This is a genomic window from Variovorax sp. GW823-FHT04F07 (genome assembly GCF_058795995.1).
The window spans coordinates 155,421-176,034 of sequence record NZ_JBXAIG010000008.1; the positions used below are offsets into that span (position 1 = coordinate 155,421).

The window sequence follows — 20,614 nt, forward strand, 5'->3', positions numbered from 1 at the left end:
CAAGTGGCAAAACGCAGCCACTGTAGCCGCGCCCTGCCGGCGCACTCCCCAGCGTTTCCCCTTGTCCCGCGCCCTTGCGGGGCGTTCAGGCGGCTTCGGCGGCAGGGAATTCGATCTGGATCTTCACATCCGTGACGCGCCCGGCCGCAGCCTCCTCGAACGCGGCGATGCCGTCCTCGAACGCGAAGGTGCGCGAGATGAAGGGCTTCACGTCGACCTGCCCCGACGCGATGAGCGCCAGCGCGCGCGGGAAGATGTTGGCGTAGCGGAACACCGACTCGATGCGCGCCTCCTTCGCCTGGATCGCGACGATGTCGAAAGGCACCTTGGCGGCGGGTATGCCCACCAGCACGAGGCAGCCGCCGGGGCACAGCAGGTCGAACACGTTGTCGAAGGCGCGCGCGCTGCCGCTGGCTTCGAAGACCACGTTCGCGCCCCAGCCGTCGGTGAGGGCCTGCACGGTGTCGGCGAGGCTGGTGCTGCGCACGTCGACCGTCGTCACCGCCGGGTTGTGGGCGAACAGCGCCAGCTTCTCGGGCACGAGGTCGGCCAGGATCACGCGCGCCGCGCCGCCCGCGAGCGCGGCCAGCGCCGTCATCGCGCCGATGGTGCCGGCGCCGACGACCACCGCCACGTCGCCCGGCTTCAGCGCCGCCTTCTTCGCGGCCTGCAGGCCGATGGCCAGCGGCTCGACGATGGCGCCTTCGCCGAAGCTCACGTTGTCGGGCAGGCGGAAGGTGAAGGCCGCCGGGTGCACCACGTAGGGCGTGAGGCAGCCGTGGATCGGCGGCGTGGCCCAGAAGCGCACAGCCGGGTCGAGGTTGTAGAAGCCTTCGCGCACGGCGCGCGAGTCCATGTCGGGAATGCCGGGCTCCATGCAGACGCGGTCGCCGGGCTTCAGGTGGGTGACTTCGGCGCCCACCTCGGCCACCACGCCCGAGGCCTCGTGGCCGAGGATCATGGGCGCATCGACGACGTAGGGGCCGATGCCGCCGTGCTGGTAGTAGTGAACATCGCTGCCGCACACGCCCACGGTGTGCATGCGGATCTTCACGTCGCGCGGGCCAACGTGCAGCGGCAGCTCGACATCGCGCAGCGTGATCTCGTGCGCCTTTTCCAGAACCAGTGCTTTCATTGCATCTTTCTCAGAGGGTTGAAATGGGGCTGCGCACTCAGTGCATAACGGCGTCCGGGCGCAGCAGCGAAGCGCCCGTCGCGACATCGAACAGGTGCACCTGCTGCGCATCGGCCACGAAGCGCAGCGGCTCGCCGAGCCGGGGGCCCGCCGCGGACGGCAGGAGCACGGCGATCTCTTCGCCGCCCTGCCCCACGCTCACCAGCACTTCGTTGCCGAGGTATTCGATGAGCTGGACCTCGCCGGCAAATCCTTCGCCGTTCGCCCCGGCGGTGTCGAGGTGCAGGTGCGCCGGGCGCACGCCCAGCGTCACGCGCGCGCGGCCTTCGAGCGCGAAGCGGCGCGCATCGACGCGCACCGAGCCACCGCCTCCGCGCAGCTCGCACTGCCCGCCATCCAGGCCGTGCACCGTCATCTCCATCAGGTTCATCGGCGGCGTGCCGATGAAGCCGGCCACGAAGGCCGAGCGCGGGCGCTCGAAGATTTCCTGCGGCGTGCCGACCTGCTCGATGCGCCCGTCGCGCAGCAGCACGATGCGGTCGGCCAGCGTCATGGCCTCGTGCTGGTCGTGCGTGACGTACACGGTGGTGGTCTTCAGCGTCTGGTGCAGCTTCGCGATCTCGATGCGCATGTGGTTGCGCAGCTTGGCGTCGAGGTTCGACAGCGGCTCGTCGAACAGGAACACCTTCGGCGTCTTGATCATGGCGCGCGCAATCGCCACGCGCTGCTGCTGGCCGCCCGACAGCTCGGTGGGCTTGCGCTGCAGGTAGAGCTCCAGGCCCAGCGTGTCCGACACCTCCTTGATGCGACTGTCGATCTCGGCCTTGGGCACCTTCAGGCGCTTGAGCCCGAACGCGATGTTGTCGCGCACCGTCATGTGCGGGTACAGCGCGTAGTTCTGGAACACCATCGCGATGCCGCGCTCCTGCGGCGGCAGGTCGTTCACGCGCTGGCCGCCAATGTGCAGGTCGCCGCCGCTGATGTCTTCCAGGCCCGCGAGCATGCGCAGGATGGTCGACTTGCCGCAGCCCGAGGGGCCGAGGAACACGACGAACTCGTTGTCGGCCACGTCGAGATCGAAGGCGTGGACGACCTGCGTTTCCCCGTAGCGCTTGATGAGGTGGTGACAGCGGATGGCAGACATTTTTTGTTCTGAAGAAAGAGAGGTGATGGCGCTCATGCGGCCTCCCGCTTGCGCTTGAACGCGGCATTGAGAAAACCGCTGAGCACGCCCACCATGAGCAATGGCGGCAGCGACAGCAAGATGACAGAGGCATTCAAGATGCCCCACGGCACATCGCGCCCGAGCTGGCTGAGCTCCGACGCCACGATGGGCAGCGTCTTGGCCTCGGAGGTGGTGAGCATCAGCGCGATGAGGAACTCGTTCCACACCAGCACGAAGCCGAAGGCGATGGCGCCCACCAGCGAGCGCGCGGCAATCGGCAGCGCGATGCGAAAGAAGATCGCGTAGGGCCCGTAGCCGTCGACGCGGCCGGCCTCTTCCACTTCCTTCGGCACCGCCTTGAAGGCCGGAATGGCGAGCCAGATCACGGTCGAGAGCGTGAGCAGCGTGTAGGTGGCGATGAGCGCCACGCGCGAGTCGTACAGCTCCAGCTGCAGCCAGATCACCATGAGCGGAATGGCCACCGCCACCGGCGGCAGGAAGCGCATCGACAGCACGAAGAACTGGATGTCGTTGCCCCAGCGCAGCGGGTAGCGCGCCAGCGCATAGGCGGCCGGCAGGCCCAGCACCGCGCCGATGATCACCGCCGCGCCCGCCACCACGATCGAGTTGACCAGCCCCGCGGCCACGGCCTCGCGGTTCAGCACGTACAGGTAGTTGTCGAGCGTGGGCGTGAAGAAGAACTTCGGCACGGCCGAGACGATGTCGACCCGGTTCTTGAACGAGTTGAGAAAGGTCCACAGCACGGGCACGAGCGCCGAGAGCCCGGCCGCGATGAGTGCCAGCCGCGCCAGCAGCGTTCCGATGGCAATCTTCTTCATGACGGTTTGGTCCATTTCCAGATGTAGGTGAACGCGACCGTCGAGGCGACCATCATCAGCACCGCCATGCTCGACGCGTACGAGATGCGGCCCGATTCGATGAAGCCCTGCGAGAAAGCGTACATGTCGAGCGTCTCGGTCGAGATGCCGGGGCCGCCGCGCGTCATCACGTAGATGAGGTCGAAGGCGCGCAGCGACTCCACCATCTTCACGAAGGCCAGGCTGATGAGCGGCGCCTTCAGCATCGGCAGCGCCACGTAGGCATACACCTCCCAGGTCTTCGCGTGGTCCAGGCGCGCCGCCTCGAAGGGCTGCGGCGGCAGGGTCTCGAGCAGCTTCAGCACGATGACCCCGAAGAACAGCCCCCACTGCCACACGTCGACGAAGGCCACCGTGAGCAGCGCCAGCACCGGGTCGGCGAACAGGTCCAGCGGCTCGCCGGTGATCGCCTTGTACGGCCAGGTGATGAGGCCGAACAGCGGATGGAAGGCGAACTTCCAGACGAAGGCGGCCGACACGCGCGGCAGCAGCACCGGCACGATGAACAGCATCGACAGCACCTGGCGCCAGCGCGGCGTGGCGCAGCGGTGCATCAGCGTGCCCATGAGCACGGCCAGGGCCATGGTGGCGCTGACGGTCAGCACCTCCCACACCAGCGACACGCGCACCGAGTTCAGGAAGCGCCGATCGGAAAAGAGCTGCACGTAGTTGCTGAACCAGACCCAGCCGGTGTCGGCCTGGCCCAGCTCGCGGTCCTGCAGCGAGATGGCGATGGCGAACACCGTCGGCACCAGCGCCAGGACCGCCAGCACGAGCAGCCCCGGCCCGATGAACACGGCCGGCAGCCGTGTGGTGTGGGAACGCATGCTCACTTCTTGCGACGCGCGATCAGTTGCTTGGCGTAGGCGTCGAGTTCGTCGAGCCCGCCCTGGATGTCGGTGCGCGAGCCGGTGATCAGCTCTTCCAGAATGATCCCCCAGCGGTCGCCCAGGTCGGGCCAGGCCGGGTCTTGCCAGAAGTTCACGGCCGTGACCTTGCCGGTGTCGGCCAACGCCTTGCCCAGGTCGGCGCCATAGCGTTTGGCGAACTCGGGGCTGCCGAGCACGCTGGTGCGGTTGAGTTCGCCGAACTGGCCTTGCGCGAGGCGGCGCTGCTCGTTCTCCTTGGACGTGGCCCAGGCGATGAACAGGCCCGCGCACTTCTTCGCCTCTTCGGTCTTGTTGGCGCGCGCGCCGATGGCCAGGCCGTGGCCGTAGCCGCCGCCGGTGAGCGGCGTGGGCGGCACGGCGTAGGCGATCTTGCCGACCACGGTCGACATCTTCGGGTCGAGCGCGTTGCCCGCCAGCGGCGTCGATTCGACCAGGATCGCGACCTTGCCGGCCAGGAAGGCGCCGGTGGATTCGTCCCATCCGCCCGTCTTGGTGCCGGGCGCGGAGTACTTGAAGAGATCGAGGTAGGTCTGGGTCGCCTTCACGGCGGCGGGCGAGTTGAAGACCGGCTTGTCGCCGTCGAACCACTGGCCGCCGTAGCCGCGGAAGAACGGCATCCAGCGCCACACGTTGGCGCCCGAGCCGCGCTGGCCGCGCAGCGCCACGCCGTAGACGCCGTTGGCCGGGTCGTTGAGCTTCTTCACGGCCGCCACGAACTCGTCGAGCGTGGCCGGCGGCTTGATGCCCGCCTTCTCGAGCAGGTCCTTGCGGTAGACCATGAGGTCGCCGCCGCCGGTGAGGGGTGCAAACCAGGCCTGGCCGGCGAAGGTCGCGACCTTCTGGCGGCCGGCGTCGAAGTCGGCGTAGTCGTAGCTGGCCGGGTAGTACGGCGTGAGCGGCACGATCCACTTGGACTGGACGAACTGCGCGACGTTGGCCTCGTCGACGTAGTACACGTGGTACTTGCCGACCGTGGACGCATCGGCGCGCGACTTGGCGCGGCGGTCGTTCTCGTTGAGGTTGTCGATGCTGAACGAGGCGCCGCTCAGGCGCTTGAACTCGTCCTTGGATTTCTCGAGCAGCGTCAGGCCTTCGCGCGGTTGCGACAGGACGCGCACGTCCTCCTTGCAGACCTGCGCCAGTGCGGCGGGCGCCAGCGTGGCCAGCGCGAGCGCGAGGCCGGCCAGACGGTGGGAATGCGGAATCGGCATGCTTGTCTCCTTCGTTGTTCGTGCAAATTGCCGGCGAAATGCCGGCAAATGCAACGAGACGAAGGTTAGGAGGCCGATCCGCGGGGCCTCCTACACGCCCACCGGGCACCTGATACTTTGCTGCCAAGCCGTCTCGGGGTTTAGCCCGAGAGGCAAGTGCGTATCAGTCGGCAATCAGGCAGCGAGTGGCGTGTGCTGCGCGCTGCGCAGGCCGAAACGCTCCTGCGCCTGCTGCCGGTAGGCCGAGGGCGTCATGCCCTTGAGCTGCAGGAAACGGCGGTTGAAGTTCGCGAGGTTCGAGAAACCGACCTCGTAGCAGATGTCGCTCACCAGCCGGTCAGACACCTGCAGCATCTCGCAGGCCTTGGTGATGCGCAGCCGCGTGACGAAGTCGGTGAAGGTGCTGCCCATGTGCTTGTGGAAGTAGCGCGAGAAGCTGCTCTCGGCCATGTTGGCGACGCCGCACACGGTGGGCAGCGAGAGCTCTTCGGCCAGATGGGCATGCAGGTAGTCGAGCACGCGGCGCATGCGGGTGTTGGCCGTGGGGTCCTCGTCGCTCGGGTCGGCGTTGCTCGAGATCTGGCGCCAGTCGCTCCAGCTCGCGAGCTCGTGCAGCAGGCCGATGAACTCCGACAGCCGCGCCATGCCCTTTTGCTTCTGCACGCGCCCGAAGCGCTCGCGCACGAGGTCGCCGATACCGAAGAACTCGATGCCCAGCTTGGCGCGGTCGAGCATCGGCAGCACCGTCTCCAGCTCGGGGAACAGGTCGACACCCTGGCGCAGGGGCGCGTCGCGGAAATGGATCACCATGCTGCGGTCGGCCACGCCCTCGGGCGGCACGTCGTGCGAGATCCAGGTGTGGGGCAGTCGCGCGCCCACCAGGGCGACATAGCCGGGCTCGAAACGGCCGATGTGGTTGCCGACGAAGGCGTCGCCGCTGGTGCGGTTGATGCACTGCAGCTCGTACTCGTCGTGGTAGTGCCAGCAGTCGAAGGGCCAGGGCACGCCGTGCTGCAGGCAGCGCACTGAGCTGCTGCCCGCCGGCTCGAAGCCCAGGCGCGGGTCACGCAAGAGTTCGTGTTCGAGGGCCGGCTTGCGTACGGCGCTGTGTTTGCTCATGTCCTGTCCCCCTGTCCTTGAATGGAGGGGTCGTCGAGCCAGCGCCGTTGCGAGCGGCAGGGCCTGTCAGGCGCCCGCCACCTTCATGCGGTTGACCAGGATCGACCCCGTGGTTTTTGCGCCGAAAGTGTAAGCATCTGCGCCAATCGCTTCAATTCCCATCAACATCTGACGCAAATTGCCGGCAATCGTGATTTCCTGCACCGGATAGGCGATGCGGCCGTTTTCCACCCAGAAACCGCTGGCGGCGCGCGAATAGTCGCCCGTCACGTAGTTGACGCCCTGCCCCATCAGCTCGATCACGAACAGGCCGGTGCCGAGCTTGGCGAGCATGGCGTCGAGGTCGTCGCCGTGCTTCGTGAGGCGCGAACTCAGCGTCAGGTTGTGCGAGCCGCCGGCGTTGCCGGTGGTCTTCATGCCCAGCTTGCGCGCCGAGTAGGTCGAGAGAAAGTAGCCTTCGAGGCGGCCGGCATCGACCACCTTGCGGGCGCGGGTGATCACGCCTTCGTCGTCGAAGGGCGAGCTGCCCTTGCCGCGCAGCACGTGCGGGTCTTCGGCCACGTCGACGTGCTTGGGCAGCACCGGCTTGCCCAGCGAGTCGAGCAGGAAGGTGCTCTTGCGGTACAGCGCCCCGCCGCTCACGGCCTGCACCAGCCCGCCCAGCAGGCCCACGGCCAGCGGCGACTCGAACAGCACCGGGCATTCGGTGGTCTTGATCTTGCGCGACTTCAGGCGGCTGAGCGCGCGCTCGGCGGCGTAGCGGCCCACGGCCTGCGGGCTGGCCAGTTCGTCGGCCGAGCGCATCGAGCTGTACCAGGCGTCGCGCTGCATGTCGTCGCCCTTGCCGGCGATGGGGGCCACCGAAATCGAGTGCCGCGAGCTGGCGTAGCCGCCGCGAAAGCCGTGCGTGTGGGCGCTGAAGAAGTGGCTCTGCTGCGCCGAGACGCCTGCGCCTTCGCTGTTGGTGATGCGCTTGTCGGTCGACAGCGCCGCCGCCTCGCATTCGAGGGCCAGCTTGGCGGCCTGCTCGCTCGTCACGTCCCAGGGGTGGAACAGGTCGAGCTCGGGCTGCACCTTGGCGATGTCTTCCTCGTCGGGCAGGCCGCTCACCGGGTCTTCGGCCGTGAAGCGGGCGATGTCGTAGGCCGCCTGCACCGTGCGGGCGATGGCCGCCTCGGAAAAGTCGGAGGTGCTGGCGTTGCCGCGGCGGTGGCCCACGTAGACCGTGATGCCCAGCGACTTGTCGCGGTTGCGCTCGACGTTCTCGAGCTCGCCCTTGCGCACCGAGACGCTCAGGCCGCAGCCCTCGGAGGCCTCGGCGCCGGCGTCGGTGGCCCCGAGCTTTTTGGCGTGGGCCAGGGCCGAATCGACCAGGTTTTCGAAGAAGGAGCGGCTGTAGGCGAAGCCGGAATCGGCGCGCGAGGAGGATGTCGTCATGTGGTGGCTATGATACTTGCGCCCCCTGTTTCACGTTTTCCCTTCCGCGCCCCCTGTGCGCGTTGCAGCGCCGCACGGCGCGGCCCAGAATCCACCCCATGTCCCGCAAACCCAAAAAAGGCTATTTCGTCCGTGGCCACTTCGTTGCCGAAGGCAGCGAACTCGACCTGGAGCTCAAGCGCGAGCTCAAGGGCGGCACCGACGAAGCCAGCCGCACCGAACTCAAGCGCGAGAGCGCCGAACTGCAGAAACTGGGCGAAGAACTGCTCACCCTGCGTGCCGGCCTGTTCGACGCCCTCCCGTTGAGCGAGAAACTGGTCGATGCCATCGCCGAGGCGAAACGCATCACCAATTTCGAGGGCAAGCGCCGCCAGATGCAGTTCATCGGCAAGCTCATGCGCGCCCTCGACCCCGAGGTGCTCGAGGCCGTGAAGCAGGCGCTGACCGAGCAGAACACCGTGCCGGCCGCCGAAGCCGCCGCGCTGCACGAGGCCGAACGCTGGCGCGAACGCCTCATCGCCGACGACGACGCCCTCGGCGGCTGGATCGAAACCCACCCCGCCACCGATTCGCAGCAGCTGCGCGCCCTCGTGCGCCAGGCCCGCAAGGACCTGAAGTCCGGCCCCGCCGGCGAAGCACCGCGCCAGGGCAAGGCCTACCGCGAGATCTTCCAGCTCGTGCGCGCGCAACTCGCGGTGCACGGCGGCGACGACCACGCCGAAGCGGCTGCGGCGCAAGACCGGGAAGAAGACGCATGAGCGAAGGCTTCGATTCGGTGCGCATCGGCATCGTCTCCATCAGCGACCGCGCCTCCAGCGGCACCTACGAAGACAAGGGCCTGCCCGCACTCAAGGACTGGCTGGGCCGCGCGCTGAAGAACCCCCTCGAATTCGAAGCCCGCCTGATCCCCGACGAGACTGCGCGCATCAGCGCCACGCTCATCGAGCTGGTCGACGCCGGCTGCTCGCTGGTGCTCACCACCGGCGGCACCGGCCCCGCGCTGCGCGACGTGACGCCCGAGGCCACGCTGGCCGTGGCCCACAAGGAAATGCCCGGCTTCGGCGAACAGATGCGCCAGATCAGCCTGCGCTTCGTGCCGACCGCCATCCTCTCGCGGCAGGTGGCGGTCATCCGCGACCAGAGCCTCATCATCAACCTGCCGGGCCAGCCCAAGTCGATCGCCGAGACGCTCGAAGGGCTGAAGGACGCCGACGGCACACAGCTCGTGCCCGGCATCTTCGCCGCCGTGCCCTACTGCATCGACCTCATCGGCGGGCCGTACCTCGAGACCGACGACACGGTCTGCAAGGCCTTCCGGCCCAAGTCGGCCGTTCGCGCCGCACGCTGAGGCGCAGGCCCCCCGGGCCTGCCTGCCGCCGGTTCTCGCGCGGCGGCATTCACCACCGAAGACACATCTTGCTTCGCCGATGCGCGAGGGGCGCGCTCGCGCCCGCATCGCTCGCTCCGGTTTTTATCGGACCCGTCCGATGGTTCCGCACCCCTGTTCTTCCTAGAGTTCCTGACGCCCGGGCCGCCGGATCGAACAGCGTGAATTCGCTGCCCGATCCGATCTTTCTTTCCCCTTTCAGAGCACAGGAACTGCATGGCATCCAACAAGGCAAACGTCTTCATCGACAACAGCCCGAGCATCGATCAGACAGCACGCGCACAGGTCTTCGCACCACAGCCTCCCACCATGGACAGCGTCATCGACGACGCAGGCGACATCATGGGCACCCTCGCCTCCGGCGGCGTCACGGACGACCGCCAACCCGAGTTCCAGGGCCAGGGCACGCCGGGCGACACCATCCTCATCAGGAACCACGGCGTCGAGATCGGCCAGACCGTCGTGGACGAAGACGGCCAATGGGCCTTCACGCCGTCGACCGACATGAATGAAGGCCATCACGCCATCACCATCGTGGCGCGCGACCCCGCCGGCAACGAGAGCGAACCTTCGGGCCCGTTCAATTTCGAGATCGACGTCACGCCACCCAACGCCAGCAAGCTGTCCATCACCGGCGTCCTCGACACCGCAGGCGGCATCACCGGCAACGTGGCCGCCGGCAAGACCACCGACGACACCCGCCCGCTGCTCACCGGCACGAGCACCGGCCAGCCCGGCCACACCGTCACGGTGATGGTCCGGGACAGCACCGGCACCCATGCGCTGGGCGAAGCCGTCGTCGGCGACAACGGCCAGTGGTCGCTGCAGGTCATCTCGCCACTGGCCGCGGGCCTGAACACCTTCACGCTCGTGGAGAAGGACGCGGCGGGCAACGAGACGGCGCCGACGGGGCGCTACCAGGTGACCATCGACACCAGCAAGCCGACGCCCCCGGTGATCGAGCACGTCTACGACGACGTGGGCGTGCCCCACATGCTGGCCCCCGGCGAGGTCACCAACGACGCCCGGCCGACCCTGCACGGCACCGCCCAACCCGGCCATACCGTGACGCTCCACGACGGCACCACCGTCCTGGGCACCGCCGAGACCCGCGCCGACGGCACCTGGGCGTTCACGCCCAAGGACAACCTGAGCGAGGGTGCGCACCACATCACCGCCACGGCCACCGGCCCGGTGGGCCAGACCGGCGACGCAAGCAACGGCTGGCACTTCGAGGTCGACACCCTGGCGCCCACGCAGACCAGCACGGTCTCGGGCATCGGCAAGGACAGCGGCATGAACGCCGACGACCACGCCACCAACGACGGCAGCGCGGGGCGCCTGATGACGGGCCGCCTGAGCGCATCGCTCGCGGCCGGCGAGACCTTGCAGGTGTCCACCGACGGCGGCCAGACCTGGAAGACCGCCTTCGTGAATGGCACGCAATGGAGTGCCCAGGACGACCACAGCCATGCGGGCGACTGGACCGTGCAGACGCGCGTGGTGGACCCGGCCGGCAACGTGGGGCCGGTCAACTCGCAGGCGGTGACCCTGGACACCGCCACGCCCCACGCGCCCACTGCGGTCGTGCTGGGCAACGGGCAAGTGACCGTGAGCTTCGACAAGGCCGCGGTGTCACCGGGCGACCGCATTCACCTGCTCAACGGCAAGCAGAACGTGGACCACCTGCTGACGGCGGCAGACATTGCTGCGGGCGAGGCCACCGTTGCGGTGACCGACGTCTCGCTGAACCTGGCCGCGGCGGTGGTCAGCGCAACGGGCAATCATTCCCTCTACATGGTGATCCGATCGAACGCCGAACAGGAAGATTTCGATGCCGGTGAGACCGTCGAACTTGCGCCGGGACAAACAGCCGATGCCGGCGTGCTGCTCCTGACAAGACAAGACGCGGCGACTGACGCTTCTTCTTCGAACAACGGCATCTTCGACAGCGCCTCACCCGACCACGGGCAGGCATGGCACATCAGCGGCACCACAAACGCTTCACTGAAGGGCAACACCTACAACGCCATCGAATTCGACTGGCGGCACTCCCAGGCCACACAGTCGGTCACCTTCTACGACGCATCGGGCAAGGTCATCTTCGAAGGCAGCTTCGGAGAAAGCCACAGCCTTCCAGCCGATGGCCACGCGAAATTCATCATGCCCGACGGGCTTTCCTTTGCCTCCTTCGACATCGGTACCGGGCTCGTCGACGGCATCGAAACCGACTGGATCGAGGTCGACAACGTGTCCCTCGCCGTGCTGTACCCGCACCCTGAACTGGTGGACATCCCCACCCTGCAGGAAATCCAGGCGGGCTCCGACGTCCACTACGGCGGGGCGGGAGACGACGTGTTCCTGGTCCCCGACGTGTCGTACTTCGAGGGCAGCCATGCGAAGGTCATCGGCAACGAAGGACTGGACACCCTCACCCTGACCGGCGCCGACCAGACACTCGACCTGAGCGCGGTCACGGGCAAGCTCAGCGGCGTCGAAGTCATCGACCTCACCGGCACGGGCAACAACACCTTGAAGCTGTCGCTGGCCGACGTATTGGAGAACGGCGCGGTCGATCAGTTCATTGCCAACGGCCGCGTGCAGATGCTGGTCAAGGGCGACGCCGGCGACGCGGTGACGCTGTCGGACGCGCTGCCCAACGGCACCGACCCCGGCGACTGGGTGAGGGGCGCCCACGTGACCATCGACGGCGTGGTCTACGAGGAGTACGCGCACTCGGGCTTCGACGCGGCACTGATGGTGCAGCAGGGCGTGACTGTCAACCTGCAAAACACCTCTGGCACGTTCAGCGATGCCGGACCCGGGGCAACACCAACGCTCGCCGACAGCGATGAAACACACATCGCCCGGTTCGGTTATGCAGACCGGTTGGAAGACGGCGCGGGTGACGACACCGCCCGCCTCCATGGCGACGGCGACTTCGCGCGCGTCCCTGGCGGCCTGGGCGTCGACACCCTCGTGATGGACGGCAAGGCCATGCTCATCGACCTGTCGGCCCTCGACCTGAAGACGGCGCAGGGCGCGCAGAACCCGGTGTCCTCCGACGGCACGGTGCAGATGCAGGCCACCGGCACCCACGGCGAGGTCGACCCGCTCGACGGCGGCGGGGTCCACGGCAGCGATGCCGCGGTGAGCGGCACCGCCGACCACGTCTACTCCAACCTCGCCGGCACTGCACTGCTGGTCGAGGACAAGGTCCACGTGACGATCCTGTAGCCCCCCACTCGCTGGCGCACCCCGCGCCGCGTGCAGCCGACAACGCGACAGCCGCCCCGTGCAGCTGTCGCGTTTTTTCATTTCTGCCTGGCAACACATCGCCTTGTGCCGTCCTGCACGACTTTGTGCGCGCTTTCGGGACCGGCTTATTCCTTTGCGCTCGGCTTTCAGATTCGTCCGATGGCCTTGCACAGGGCTTCTTTCTAGAGTGCCCTACCCCACCAGACCCCACGATCGGACTGCGTTCGCTCGCATGCCGATGCGGTCTGGTTTCTTCATTTCAGAGCACAGGAATTCCATGGCCTCCGAGCAGACGAACAGCGTCGCCCTTTCCCAAAACACCGACCTCGCATCGACCTTTGCGCCCCCGCCTCTTCATGTGGGCAGCGCCGCCGACGACGCCGGCGACATCCTGGGCAGCATCGCCCACGGCGGCGTCACCGACGACCGCCAGCCCGAATTTGGCGGCCGGGGCACACCGGGCGACACCATCGTCATCCGCGACAACGGCACCGAGATCGGCACCACCGAGGTCGACGCCAACGGCAACTGGACCTTCACGCCCTCGACCGACCTGCTCGAGGGCCAGCACGCCATCACCATCGTCACGCGCGACGACAGCGGCAACGAGGGCACGCCTTCGCCCGCCTTCAACTTCGAGATCGACGTGACCCCGCCCAACGCCAGCCGGCTGAACGTCAGCGGCTTCACGGACAACGTGGGCGGGGTCACAGGCAACGTGATCTCGGGCGGCACCACCGATGAAACGCGCCCGCTGCTCAGCGGCATCAGTAACGGAACGCCCGGCCACACCGTCACCGTGATGGTGAAAGACGCCACCGGCACCCATGAGCTGGGCCTGGCCACCATCGGCGAAAACGGCCAGTGGACCTTCCAGGTCGACACCCCGCTGGCCGCAGGCCTGAACACCTTCATGCTCGTGGAGCGCGATGCCGCCGGCAACGAGACCATGCCGACCGGGCGCTACAAGGTCACCGTCAACACCGACAAGCCGAACGCGCCTGTGATCGACAGCGTGTTCGACGACGTGGGCGGCAAGCAGGGCGACCTGTACATCGGCGACTTCACCGACGATTCCCAGCCCCTGGTCACGGGCAAGGCCGAGGCCAACAGCACCGTCATCGTCTTCAACAACGGTGTGGAGGTGACGCGCGTGCAGTCCGATGCGTCGGGCAACTGGACCTACATGCCGGCGACCCCGCTGGCCGATGGCGGCCACAGCATCAGCGCGATCGTGATCAACAAGGCGGGCATTTCCAGCGTGCCTTCGGCTGCGTTCGGGTTCACGGTGGATGCGACGCCACCGGCGCAGACGGCGACGGTGTCCGACATTGGCAAGGACAGCGGCTTCAGTGGCAGCGACTTCCTGACCAACGACGGCAGCGCCGGGCGCTTGCTGCAAGGCAACCTGTCGGCCGCGCTGGCCAAGGGCGACATCCTGCAGGTGTCGACCGATGGCGGCACGACCTGGAAGGAGGCATTCGTTTCCGGCAGCAAGTGGAGTGCGCAGGACGACAGCAGCCACACCGGTGACTGGACGGTCCAGACGCGCGTGGTGGATGAAGCGGGCAACGCAGGTGTCGTGAAGTCACAAGCGATCTCGCAGGACACCACAGCGCCGATGGCGCCCACCAAGCTCGTGGCCATCAGCGGGGGTATGGAGGTTCACTTCGACCCGACGAATGTCGCGGTAGGGCACAAGATCAGCCTGCTCGTGCGTGGCGATTACTTCGACTACACGCTGACGGCGGCGGACATTGCTGCGGGCAAGTACTTCTTCGCGGACCCCTTGCCGTCCACCGTTCTGGATTTCCAGAACCTGCCCTACAACGTCTTCTCGCATTCCATGACCATTGGCGATTTGACAGTCACGTCTGCTTCCAAGATAAGGGTATTCAGCGTCAGCAGTATGTATGGAACCGTGGGAGCCTGTTTGAGGGTTGAAGAGGGGGCCCCCTATGAACCCATCAAGTATCAGTTCGCGAGCGGAAGAAGCGCCGTCTCCTTCACGCTGGGTGCTCACGACGGAACCGGAACGGTCAAGTTCTATGGCGTGGACGGGAATCTGCTGAAAACCGTTGATCTGTACGACGCGCCCGGTCTCCCGGGCAAATATCAAATCGTGGAATGCACTGCGCCAGTTGGCACGGCGATCGGCTATTTCGTTGTTTCCTCGGCCTATGACGGGGGTGGCCATGTTCTGGACAACATGCGCCTGTCCTCCGCACCGCTGGAGCAGTCGCTCTCGGCCGCCATCGTCGATCCTGCAGGTAACGTGTCGCAGTTCCGGGACGCCAGCACGACAAACGATCCGCTGCAGAGCCAGGTCCTGACCGATGCATCGAAGGGCACCTTGTACGGTGGTTCGGCCAACAACGAATTCGTCGTTTCGAACGTCGCGCACCTGGCTGATTCGGCCATCTCCGGCAACGGCGGCATCGACACGCTCAAGCTGAGCGGCGCCAACCAGACGCTGGACCTGACCGCGCTCGCAGGCAAGGTCAGCTCGGTCGAAATCATCGACCTCACTGGCACGGGCAACAACACGCTCAAGCTGTCGCTGGCCGACGTGATGGAAAACGGTGCCATGAACCAGTTCATGGAGAACGGTCGCGTGCAGATGGTGGTCAAGGGCAATGCCGGTGATGCGGTGACGCTGTCCGACGTGCTGCCCAACAGTATCGACACCGGCGATTGGGTCAAGCAGGCCAACATCTCGGTGTGGGGCGTGGTCTACGAGGTGTACCAACACTCGGGCTTCAAGGCCGACTTGCTCGTGCAGCAGGGCGTGACCGTCACGCTGCAGAACGCAGGCGCCGGCACGTTCCACATCGAACCGGAGGTCGAAGCCCCTGTGCTCGACCACGTGACGCAGACCTACAGCGACAGCGACGACCTGATCATCGCCAGGCTCGGCTTCGCCGACCGCCTTGAGGGTGGTGCTGGCAACGACACCTTCACGAAGGTGGGCACGGGCGACACGGTGCATGGCGGTGCGGGCGACGACGTCATCCGCGTCAACAGCGGCGACTTCGCGCGCATCGACGGCGGCCTGGGCATCGACACCCTCGTCATGGACGGCAAGGCCATGCACATCGACCTGTCGGCCCTCGGCGCAAAGGTGCTGGGCTTCGAGAAGTTCGACCTGGGCACGGGCGGCAACACGCTGGCGCTGAGCACGCATGACGTGCTGGCCGGTGGCGCGCGCGACATGGTCATGGCCGACGGAAAGGTGCAGATGCTGGTCAACGGCGCCAACGGCGATGTGAACCTGCTGGGCGGCAACGACAGCTGGACCCAGGGCGGCAGCGCCACGGTGAGCGGCGTGACCTACAGCGTCTACACCAACCTCGCCGGCACCGCCGAGCTGCTCGTCGAGGACAAGGTCCACGTGACCATCCTGTAAGCCCTCCCCACCGGCGCAACCCGCGCCGGATGCGAGACACCCCACGCGACAGCCGCCTCGAGCGCCTGTCGCGTTTTTCTTTCTTGCCGGCCATCGCCCCGCCCGTCCCAATGGCCTGCATTCCGCAGCCCTTGTTCACCCCCGTGCCTTCCCCGCCGACTTTGTTCGCGCATCAGCGCCGGCTCATGCCTTCGCGCCCGCGTTTCAGATTCGTCCGATGGCCTTGCGTGCCCCTTCTCCCTAGAGTGCCCGATCCCCCAGACCGTGGATCGAACAAGGTGCACAGGCACGCCGATCCGGTCGACTTCTTATTGAGAGCACAGAAACCGCATGGCATCCGAGAAAACAAGCGTCGTTGTCGACGACCAAAAAATTGATTCCGCGACGAGCACCGACGGATGGGCTGTCGCGCCATCGTCGATGCCCCCTGACGAACGCACGCCATTCGAAGCCGACACCGTCCGCAGCGCGCCGACCCGTCCCGTGATCGACGGCGCCCTCGACAACGCCGGCGACATCCAGGACCCGATTGCCCACGGCGGCGTCACCGACGACCGTCAGCCCGACTTCCACGGCCAGGGCACGCCGGGCAACACCATCCTCATCCGCGACCACGGTGTGCTGATCGGCATCACCGAAGTCGCCGAGAACGGCCTGTGGGAATTCACGCCGTCGACCGACCTGCTCGAGGGCCTGCACGCCATCACCGTCGTCGCGCGCAACGCGGCCGGCGAAGAGAGCGAGCCCTCCGCCGCGTTCAACTTCGAGATCGACGTGACCCCGCCCGACGCCAGCCAGCTGGCCATCACCGGTGTCATGGACGCCGTGGGCAGCATCACCGGCAACGTGGCCTCGGGCGGCACCACCGACGATGCCAGCCCGGTGATCAGCGGCGCCAGCTCCGGCGTGCCCGGCCACACCGTCATCGTGATGGTGAAGGACGCCAGCGGCGAGCGCGAATTGGGCCACGCCACCATCGGCGAAGGCGGCCGCTGGACGCTGCAGGTCGATCCGCCGCTGGCCGCGGGCCTGAACGTGATCCGGGTCTACGAGAAGGACGCCGCGGGCAACGAGACCGCACTCACGGCGCCGTACCGCGTGACGGTCAACACCGACGCGCCCTCGCCGCCCGTGATCGAGAGCGTGTACGACGACGTGGGCACGCCGCACCTGCTCCAGCAAGGCGAAGTGACCGACGACGCCCGGCCGGCCCTGGCCGGCACGGCGCAGGCGAACCACACCGTCAGGCTCTACGACGGTGCGACCTTCCTGGGCGAGGTGGTGGCCGACGCCAACGGCCGCTGGACGTTCACGCCCACGGCCGCGCTGCCCGACGGGCCGCGCCACGTCACCGCCACGTCCACCAGCCCGCTGGGCCAGACCAGCGACGCCAGCAATGCCTGGGACTTCGTGGTCGACACCACGCCGCCGCAGGCACCGGTCATCGTGTCGGTGGCCGACGACGTGGGCAGCATCGTCACCCCGAACATGGCCGACGGCGCGACCACCGACGACACGCGCCCCGCCTTCACCGGCACGGCCGAGGCGAACAGCACCGTCGTCGTGTACGACGACGGCGTGGAGAACGGCGCGGTCGACCAGTTCGTGGCCAACGGCCGCGTGCAGATGCTGGTCAAGGGCAATGCCGGCGACGCGGTCGCGCTGAGCGGCCTGCTGCCCGACGGCACCTTCCCGGGCGACTGGGCCGAGAACGGCACCGTCACCCTCGACGGCGTCGTCTACACCGTGTACGCGCACTCGGGCTTCGGCGCCGACCTGCTGGTGCAGCAGGGCGTGACGGTCACGCTGGGCGTGGGCACGACGCTCACCCTCGACAGCCTGGGCAAGGACAGCGGCACCGCCACCGACTTCGTGACCGCCGACGGCAGCGCGGGCCGCGTGCTCACGGGCAACCACACGGTCAAGTTCTACGACGGGTCGACCTACCTGGGCAAGGCCGTGGCCGACGAGAGCGGTCACTGGCGCTTCACGCCCCAGATCGATCTGCCCGATGGCGCATACAACATCACGGCCACCGCCACCAGCCCGCTGGGCCAGACCAGCGATGCCAGCAGCGCCTGGAACTTCGTGGTGGACACGACTCCCCCGACGCAGACCGGCACCGTCACCGACATCGGCAAGGACAGCGGCTTCGACGTCGACGACTACCTCACCAACGACGGCAGCGCGGGCCGCCTGATGATGGGCCAGCTGAGCGCACCCCTTGCCGCCGGCGACACCCTGCAGGTGTCGACCGACGGCGGCAAGACCTGGACGGCCGCTTTCGTGGTCGGCGACCGATGGAGCGCGCAGGACGACAACAGCCACACCGAAAGCTGGACCGTGCAGACGCGCACGGTGGACGAGGCCGGTAATGCGGGCCCGGCGCAATCGCAGGCGATGGCGCTGGACACCGTCGCCCCTGCGGCGCCGACCGAGGTGGCTGTGGTCACTGGCGGCGTGGAGGTTCGATTCAATCCGGCGGATGTGGCTGTGGGCCACAAGCTCAGCCTGATTCTGCGTGGCGATCATTTCGACTATGCATTGACTGCTGCTGATATTGCGGCTGGGAAGGTGTTCTTTGCAGATTCTGGATCTTTGAAAAATACCACCTTTGACGGCCTCCCATCCGACAAGCATTTGAAATCCATGACGATTGGAGATTTGAATATTTCGACCAAGTCATCAATTTGGATTGACGAATTTTCTTCCGCATACTCAAAAAAATATGGAATGGAAGGAAAATATCTACGCATCTACGACATCGGACCAACCTCGGTAACCACATTCACTTTTCCTGAAGGGAAAGAGCATGTCTCCTTTACCCTAGGAGCTGAAAATCTCGCCGGAGATTTTTTGTTTTACGACGCTTCAGGCAAAGAAATTGGACGAGTTGATGCCAGCTTAAACATATATGGATCAAGCAGCGCGGGGGTTTACTTCAAACAGATCTCCTTCACAGCTCCTCCTGGAACAAAAATCCACCACTTCGAAGCAATTGGAATTAATCCGGACTACGGATATTATGTTGACAACTTGCAAACAGGCCCTGCACCGGTAAATCAATTTAATTTTTCGGCGGCTATCGTCGACCCTGCAGGCAACGTTTCTCAATACACTTCACCCCTCCTCCCAGGAAAAGATTCTTTCGAAAATCTGATCAAGATCAATGCAGGCGCCTCGCACACGACCACCAAGGGCGTACAGATCGAGATGGTTCAAGGTTTCGTGGAGCCCTCTAATTACTCCAGCCTGTACCTCTCGTCTCAAGGCATCGTGAGCTTCAAGATTCCCGCGCCCGCCAGATCGGTGGAGATCGAATATGGGAACACGCACGGGGCACCTTACGGCAAGGTCGAGTTCTATTCGGCAGAAGGCGTCTTGCTGGGCACGAAGAACATGGTTGCCCACCCGGATTCGTCGGCCGGCATGGCCAAGATCGGCTTCTCGTCGAACACCCCCATTTCCTACATCAAGGTGTACGGCCAGGACAGCGGAACGGCCCCGGGGGTCAACGACGCCATCCTGATCGGCGACCTGAGCTGGAGCGGCGTCGACACGACCTCCAGTCCTGCGCAGCAACAGACGCTGACCGACGCATCGGCAGGCACCCTGCATGGCGGTTCGGACAACAACGAATTCGTCGTCACCGACATCAAGCACCTGTCCGATTCGGCCATCTCCGGCAACGGCGGTGCCGACACGCTCAAGCTGACCGGCGCCAACCAGACGCTGGACCTGACCGCGCTCGCGGGCAAGGTCAGTTCGGTCGAAGTCATCGACCTCACCGGCACGGGCAACAACACGCTCAAGCTGTCGCTGGCCGACGTGATGGAAAACGGTGCCATGAACCAGTTCATGGAGAACGGTCGCGTGCAGATGGTGGTCAAGGGCAATGCCGGCGACAAGGTGACGCTGTCCGACGTGCTGCCCAACGGCACCGACACCGGCGATTGGGTCAAGCAGGCCAACATCTCGGTGTGGGGCGTGGTTTACGAGGTGTACCAGCACTCGGGCTTCAAGGCCGACTTGTTGGTGCAGCAAGGCGTGACCGTCACGCTGCAGAACGCAGGCGCCGGCACGTTCCACATCGAACCAGAAGTCGAGGCCTATGTGCTCGACCACGTGACGCAGACCTACACCGACAGCGACGACACGCTCATCGCCAGGCTCGGCTTCGCCGACCGCCTCGAGGGCGGTGCCGGCAACGACACCTTCACGAAGGTGGGCACGGGCGACACGGTGCACGGTGGCGCGGGCGACGACACGGTCCGCATCAACAGCGGCGACTTCGCGCGCCTCGGCGGCGGCCTGGGCATCGACACGCTCGTCATGGACGGCACCGCCATGCACATCGACCTGTCGGCCCTCGGGGCGAAGGTGCAGGGCTTCGAGAAGTTCGACCTGGGTGCGGGCGGCAACACGCTCGCGCTGAGCGCGCAAGACCTGCTGGCCGGTGGCATGCGCGACATGGTCTCGGCCGACGGCAAGGTGCAGATGCTGGTCAACGGCGCCAACGGCGACGTGAACCTGCTGGGCGGCAACGACAGCTGGACCCAGGGCGATAGCGCCACGGTGGGCGGCGTGACTTACAGCGTCTACACCAACCTCGCCGGCACCGCCGAACTGCTGGTCGAGGACAAGGTCCACGTGACCATCCTCTAAGCCTGCAGACAGGCCACGCGGCGCCCCATCGGCGCCGCCCCCAAACGCGACAGTTGCCCCGTG

12 protein-coding genes are annotated in these 20,614 nt (G+C 66.3%); 5 read left to right on the forward strand and 7 right to left on the reverse strand.

Annotated elements, in window-relative coordinates:
- Positions 1-85: 85 nt before the first annotated feature.
- The 7 genes from AC1RAA_RS28175 to pmbA form a co-directional block, all read right to left on the reverse strand.
- Positions 86-1,135, reverse strand: a complete 1,050-nt coding sequence (locus AC1RAA_RS28175) for an NAD(P)-dependent alcohol dehydrogenase (protein ID WP_492727753.1) — start codon at positions 1,133-1,135, stop codon at positions 86-88.
- A gap of 37 nt (positions 1,136-1,172) precedes the next feature.
- Entirely contained in the window at positions 1,173-2,279 is a 1,107-nt protein-coding gene (locus AC1RAA_RS28180; protein ID WP_492727754.1) for an ABC transporter ATP-binding protein, read from the reverse strand.
- A 32-nt stretch (positions 2,280-2,311) separates the two neighbouring features.
- Positions 2,312-3,124, reverse strand: coding sequence for a carbohydrate ABC transporter permease (locus tag AC1RAA_RS28185; RefSeq protein WP_492697087.1), 813 nt, complete (start codon positions 3,122-3,124; stop codon positions 2,312-2,314).
- A gap of 11 nt (positions 3,125-3,135) precedes the next feature.
- Positions 3,136-4,005: a carbohydrate ABC transporter permease gene (locus AC1RAA_RS28190; protein WP_159276062.1), complete on the reverse strand. Its 870-nt coding sequence runs from the start codon at positions 4,003-4,005 to the stop codon at positions 3,136-3,138.
- Positions 4,006-4,007: 2 nt separating this feature from the next.
- A complete protein-coding gene (locus AC1RAA_RS28195; RefSeq protein WP_307693458.1) occupies positions 4,008-5,279 on the reverse strand; it encodes an ABC transporter substrate-binding protein in 1,272 nt (423 codons plus the stop codon).
- A gap of 174 nt (positions 5,280-5,453) precedes the next feature.
- A complete protein-coding gene (locus AC1RAA_RS28200) occupies positions 5,454-6,398 on the reverse strand; it encodes a helix-turn-helix domain-containing protein (protein WP_070063149.1) in 945 nt (314 codons plus the stop codon).
- A gap of 66 nt (positions 6,399-6,464) precedes the next feature.
- Entirely contained in the window at positions 6,465-7,835 is a 1,371-nt protein-coding gene (gene pmbA, locus AC1RAA_RS28205; protein ID WP_492727755.1) for a metalloprotease PmbA, read from the reverse strand.
- Positions 7,836-7,933: 98 nt separating this feature from the next.
- On the opposite strand from pmbA, the gene yjgA reads away from it, so the two are divergent.
- The 5 genes from yjgA (at position 7,934) to AC1RAA_RS28230 (ending at position 20,551) form a co-directional block, all read left to right on the forward strand.
- Entirely contained in the window at positions 7,934-8,593 is a 660-nt protein-coding gene (gene yjgA, locus AC1RAA_RS28210; RefSeq protein WP_062476481.1) for a ribosome biogenesis factor YjgA, read from the forward strand.
- A complete protein-coding gene (mog, locus tag AC1RAA_RS28215; RefSeq protein ID WP_159271003.1) occupies positions 8,590-9,183 on the forward strand; it encodes a molybdopterin adenylyltransferase in 594 nt (197 codons plus the stop codon). The genes yjgA and mog overlap by 4 nt, the downstream gene beginning before the upstream one ends.
- 348 nt (positions 9,184-9,531) lie before the next feature.
- On the forward strand, positions 9,532-12,459 hold the full coding sequence (locus AC1RAA_RS28220; RefSeq protein WP_492727756.1) for an Ig-like domain-containing protein: 2,928 nt from the start codon (positions 9,532-9,534) through the stop codon (positions 12,457-12,459).
- A gap of 208 nt (positions 12,460-12,667) precedes the next feature.
- Entirely contained in the window at positions 12,668-15,886 is a 3,219-nt protein-coding gene (locus AC1RAA_RS28225; RefSeq protein WP_492727757.1) for an Ig-like domain-containing protein, read from the forward strand.
- A gap of 420 nt (positions 15,887-16,306) precedes the next feature.
- Positions 16,307-20,551: an Ig-like domain-containing protein gene (locus AC1RAA_RS28230; protein ID WP_492727758.1), complete on the forward strand. Its 4,245-nt coding sequence runs from the start codon at positions 16,307-16,309 to the stop codon at positions 20,549-20,551.
- Positions 20,552-20,614 lie beyond the last annotated feature (63 nt).

What these genes read in the sequence shown, in the direction of transcription:
- AC1RAA_RS28190 (WP_159276062.1), bottom strand. Translation starts at nt 4,005, where the DNA reads ATGCGTTCCCACACCACACGGCTGCCGGCCGTGTTCATCGGGCCGGGG.
- AC1RAA_RS28195 (WP_307693458.1), bottom strand. Translation starts at nt 5,279, where the DNA reads ATGCCGATTCCGCATTCCCACCGTCTGGCCGGCCTCGCGCTCGCGCTG.
- AC1RAA_RS28175 (WP_492727753.1), bottom strand. Translation starts at nt 1,135, where the DNA reads ATGAAAGCACTGGTTCTGGAAAAGGCGCACGAGATCACGCTGCGCGAT.
- AC1RAA_RS28200 (WP_070063149.1), bottom strand. Translation starts at nt 6,398, where the DNA reads ATGAGCAAACACAGCGCCGTACGCAAGCCGGCCCTCGAACACGAACTC.
- yjgA (WP_062476481.1), top strand. Translation starts at nt 7,934, where the DNA reads ATGTCCCGCAAACCCAAAAAAGGCTATTTCGTCCGTGGCCACTTCGTT.
- AC1RAA_RS28220 (WP_492727756.1), top strand. Translation starts at nt 9,532, where the DNA reads ATGGACAGCGTCATCGACGACGCAGGCGACATCATGGGCACCCTCGCC.
- pmbA (WP_492727755.1), bottom strand. Translation starts at nt 7,835, where the DNA reads ATGACGACATCCTCCTCGCGCGCCGATTCCGGCTTCGCCTACAGCCGC.
- mog (WP_159271003.1), top strand. Translation starts at nt 8,590, where the DNA reads ATGAGCGAAGGCTTCGATTCGGTGCGCATCGGCATCGTCTCCATCAGC.
- AC1RAA_RS28180 (WP_492727754.1), bottom strand. Translation starts at nt 2,279, where the DNA reads ATGTCTGCCATCCGCTGTCACCACCTCATCAAGCGCTACGGGGAAACG.
- AC1RAA_RS28230 (WP_492727758.1), top strand. Translation starts at nt 16,307, where the DNA reads ATGCCCCCTGACGAACGCACGCCATTCGAAGCCGACACCGTCCGCAGC.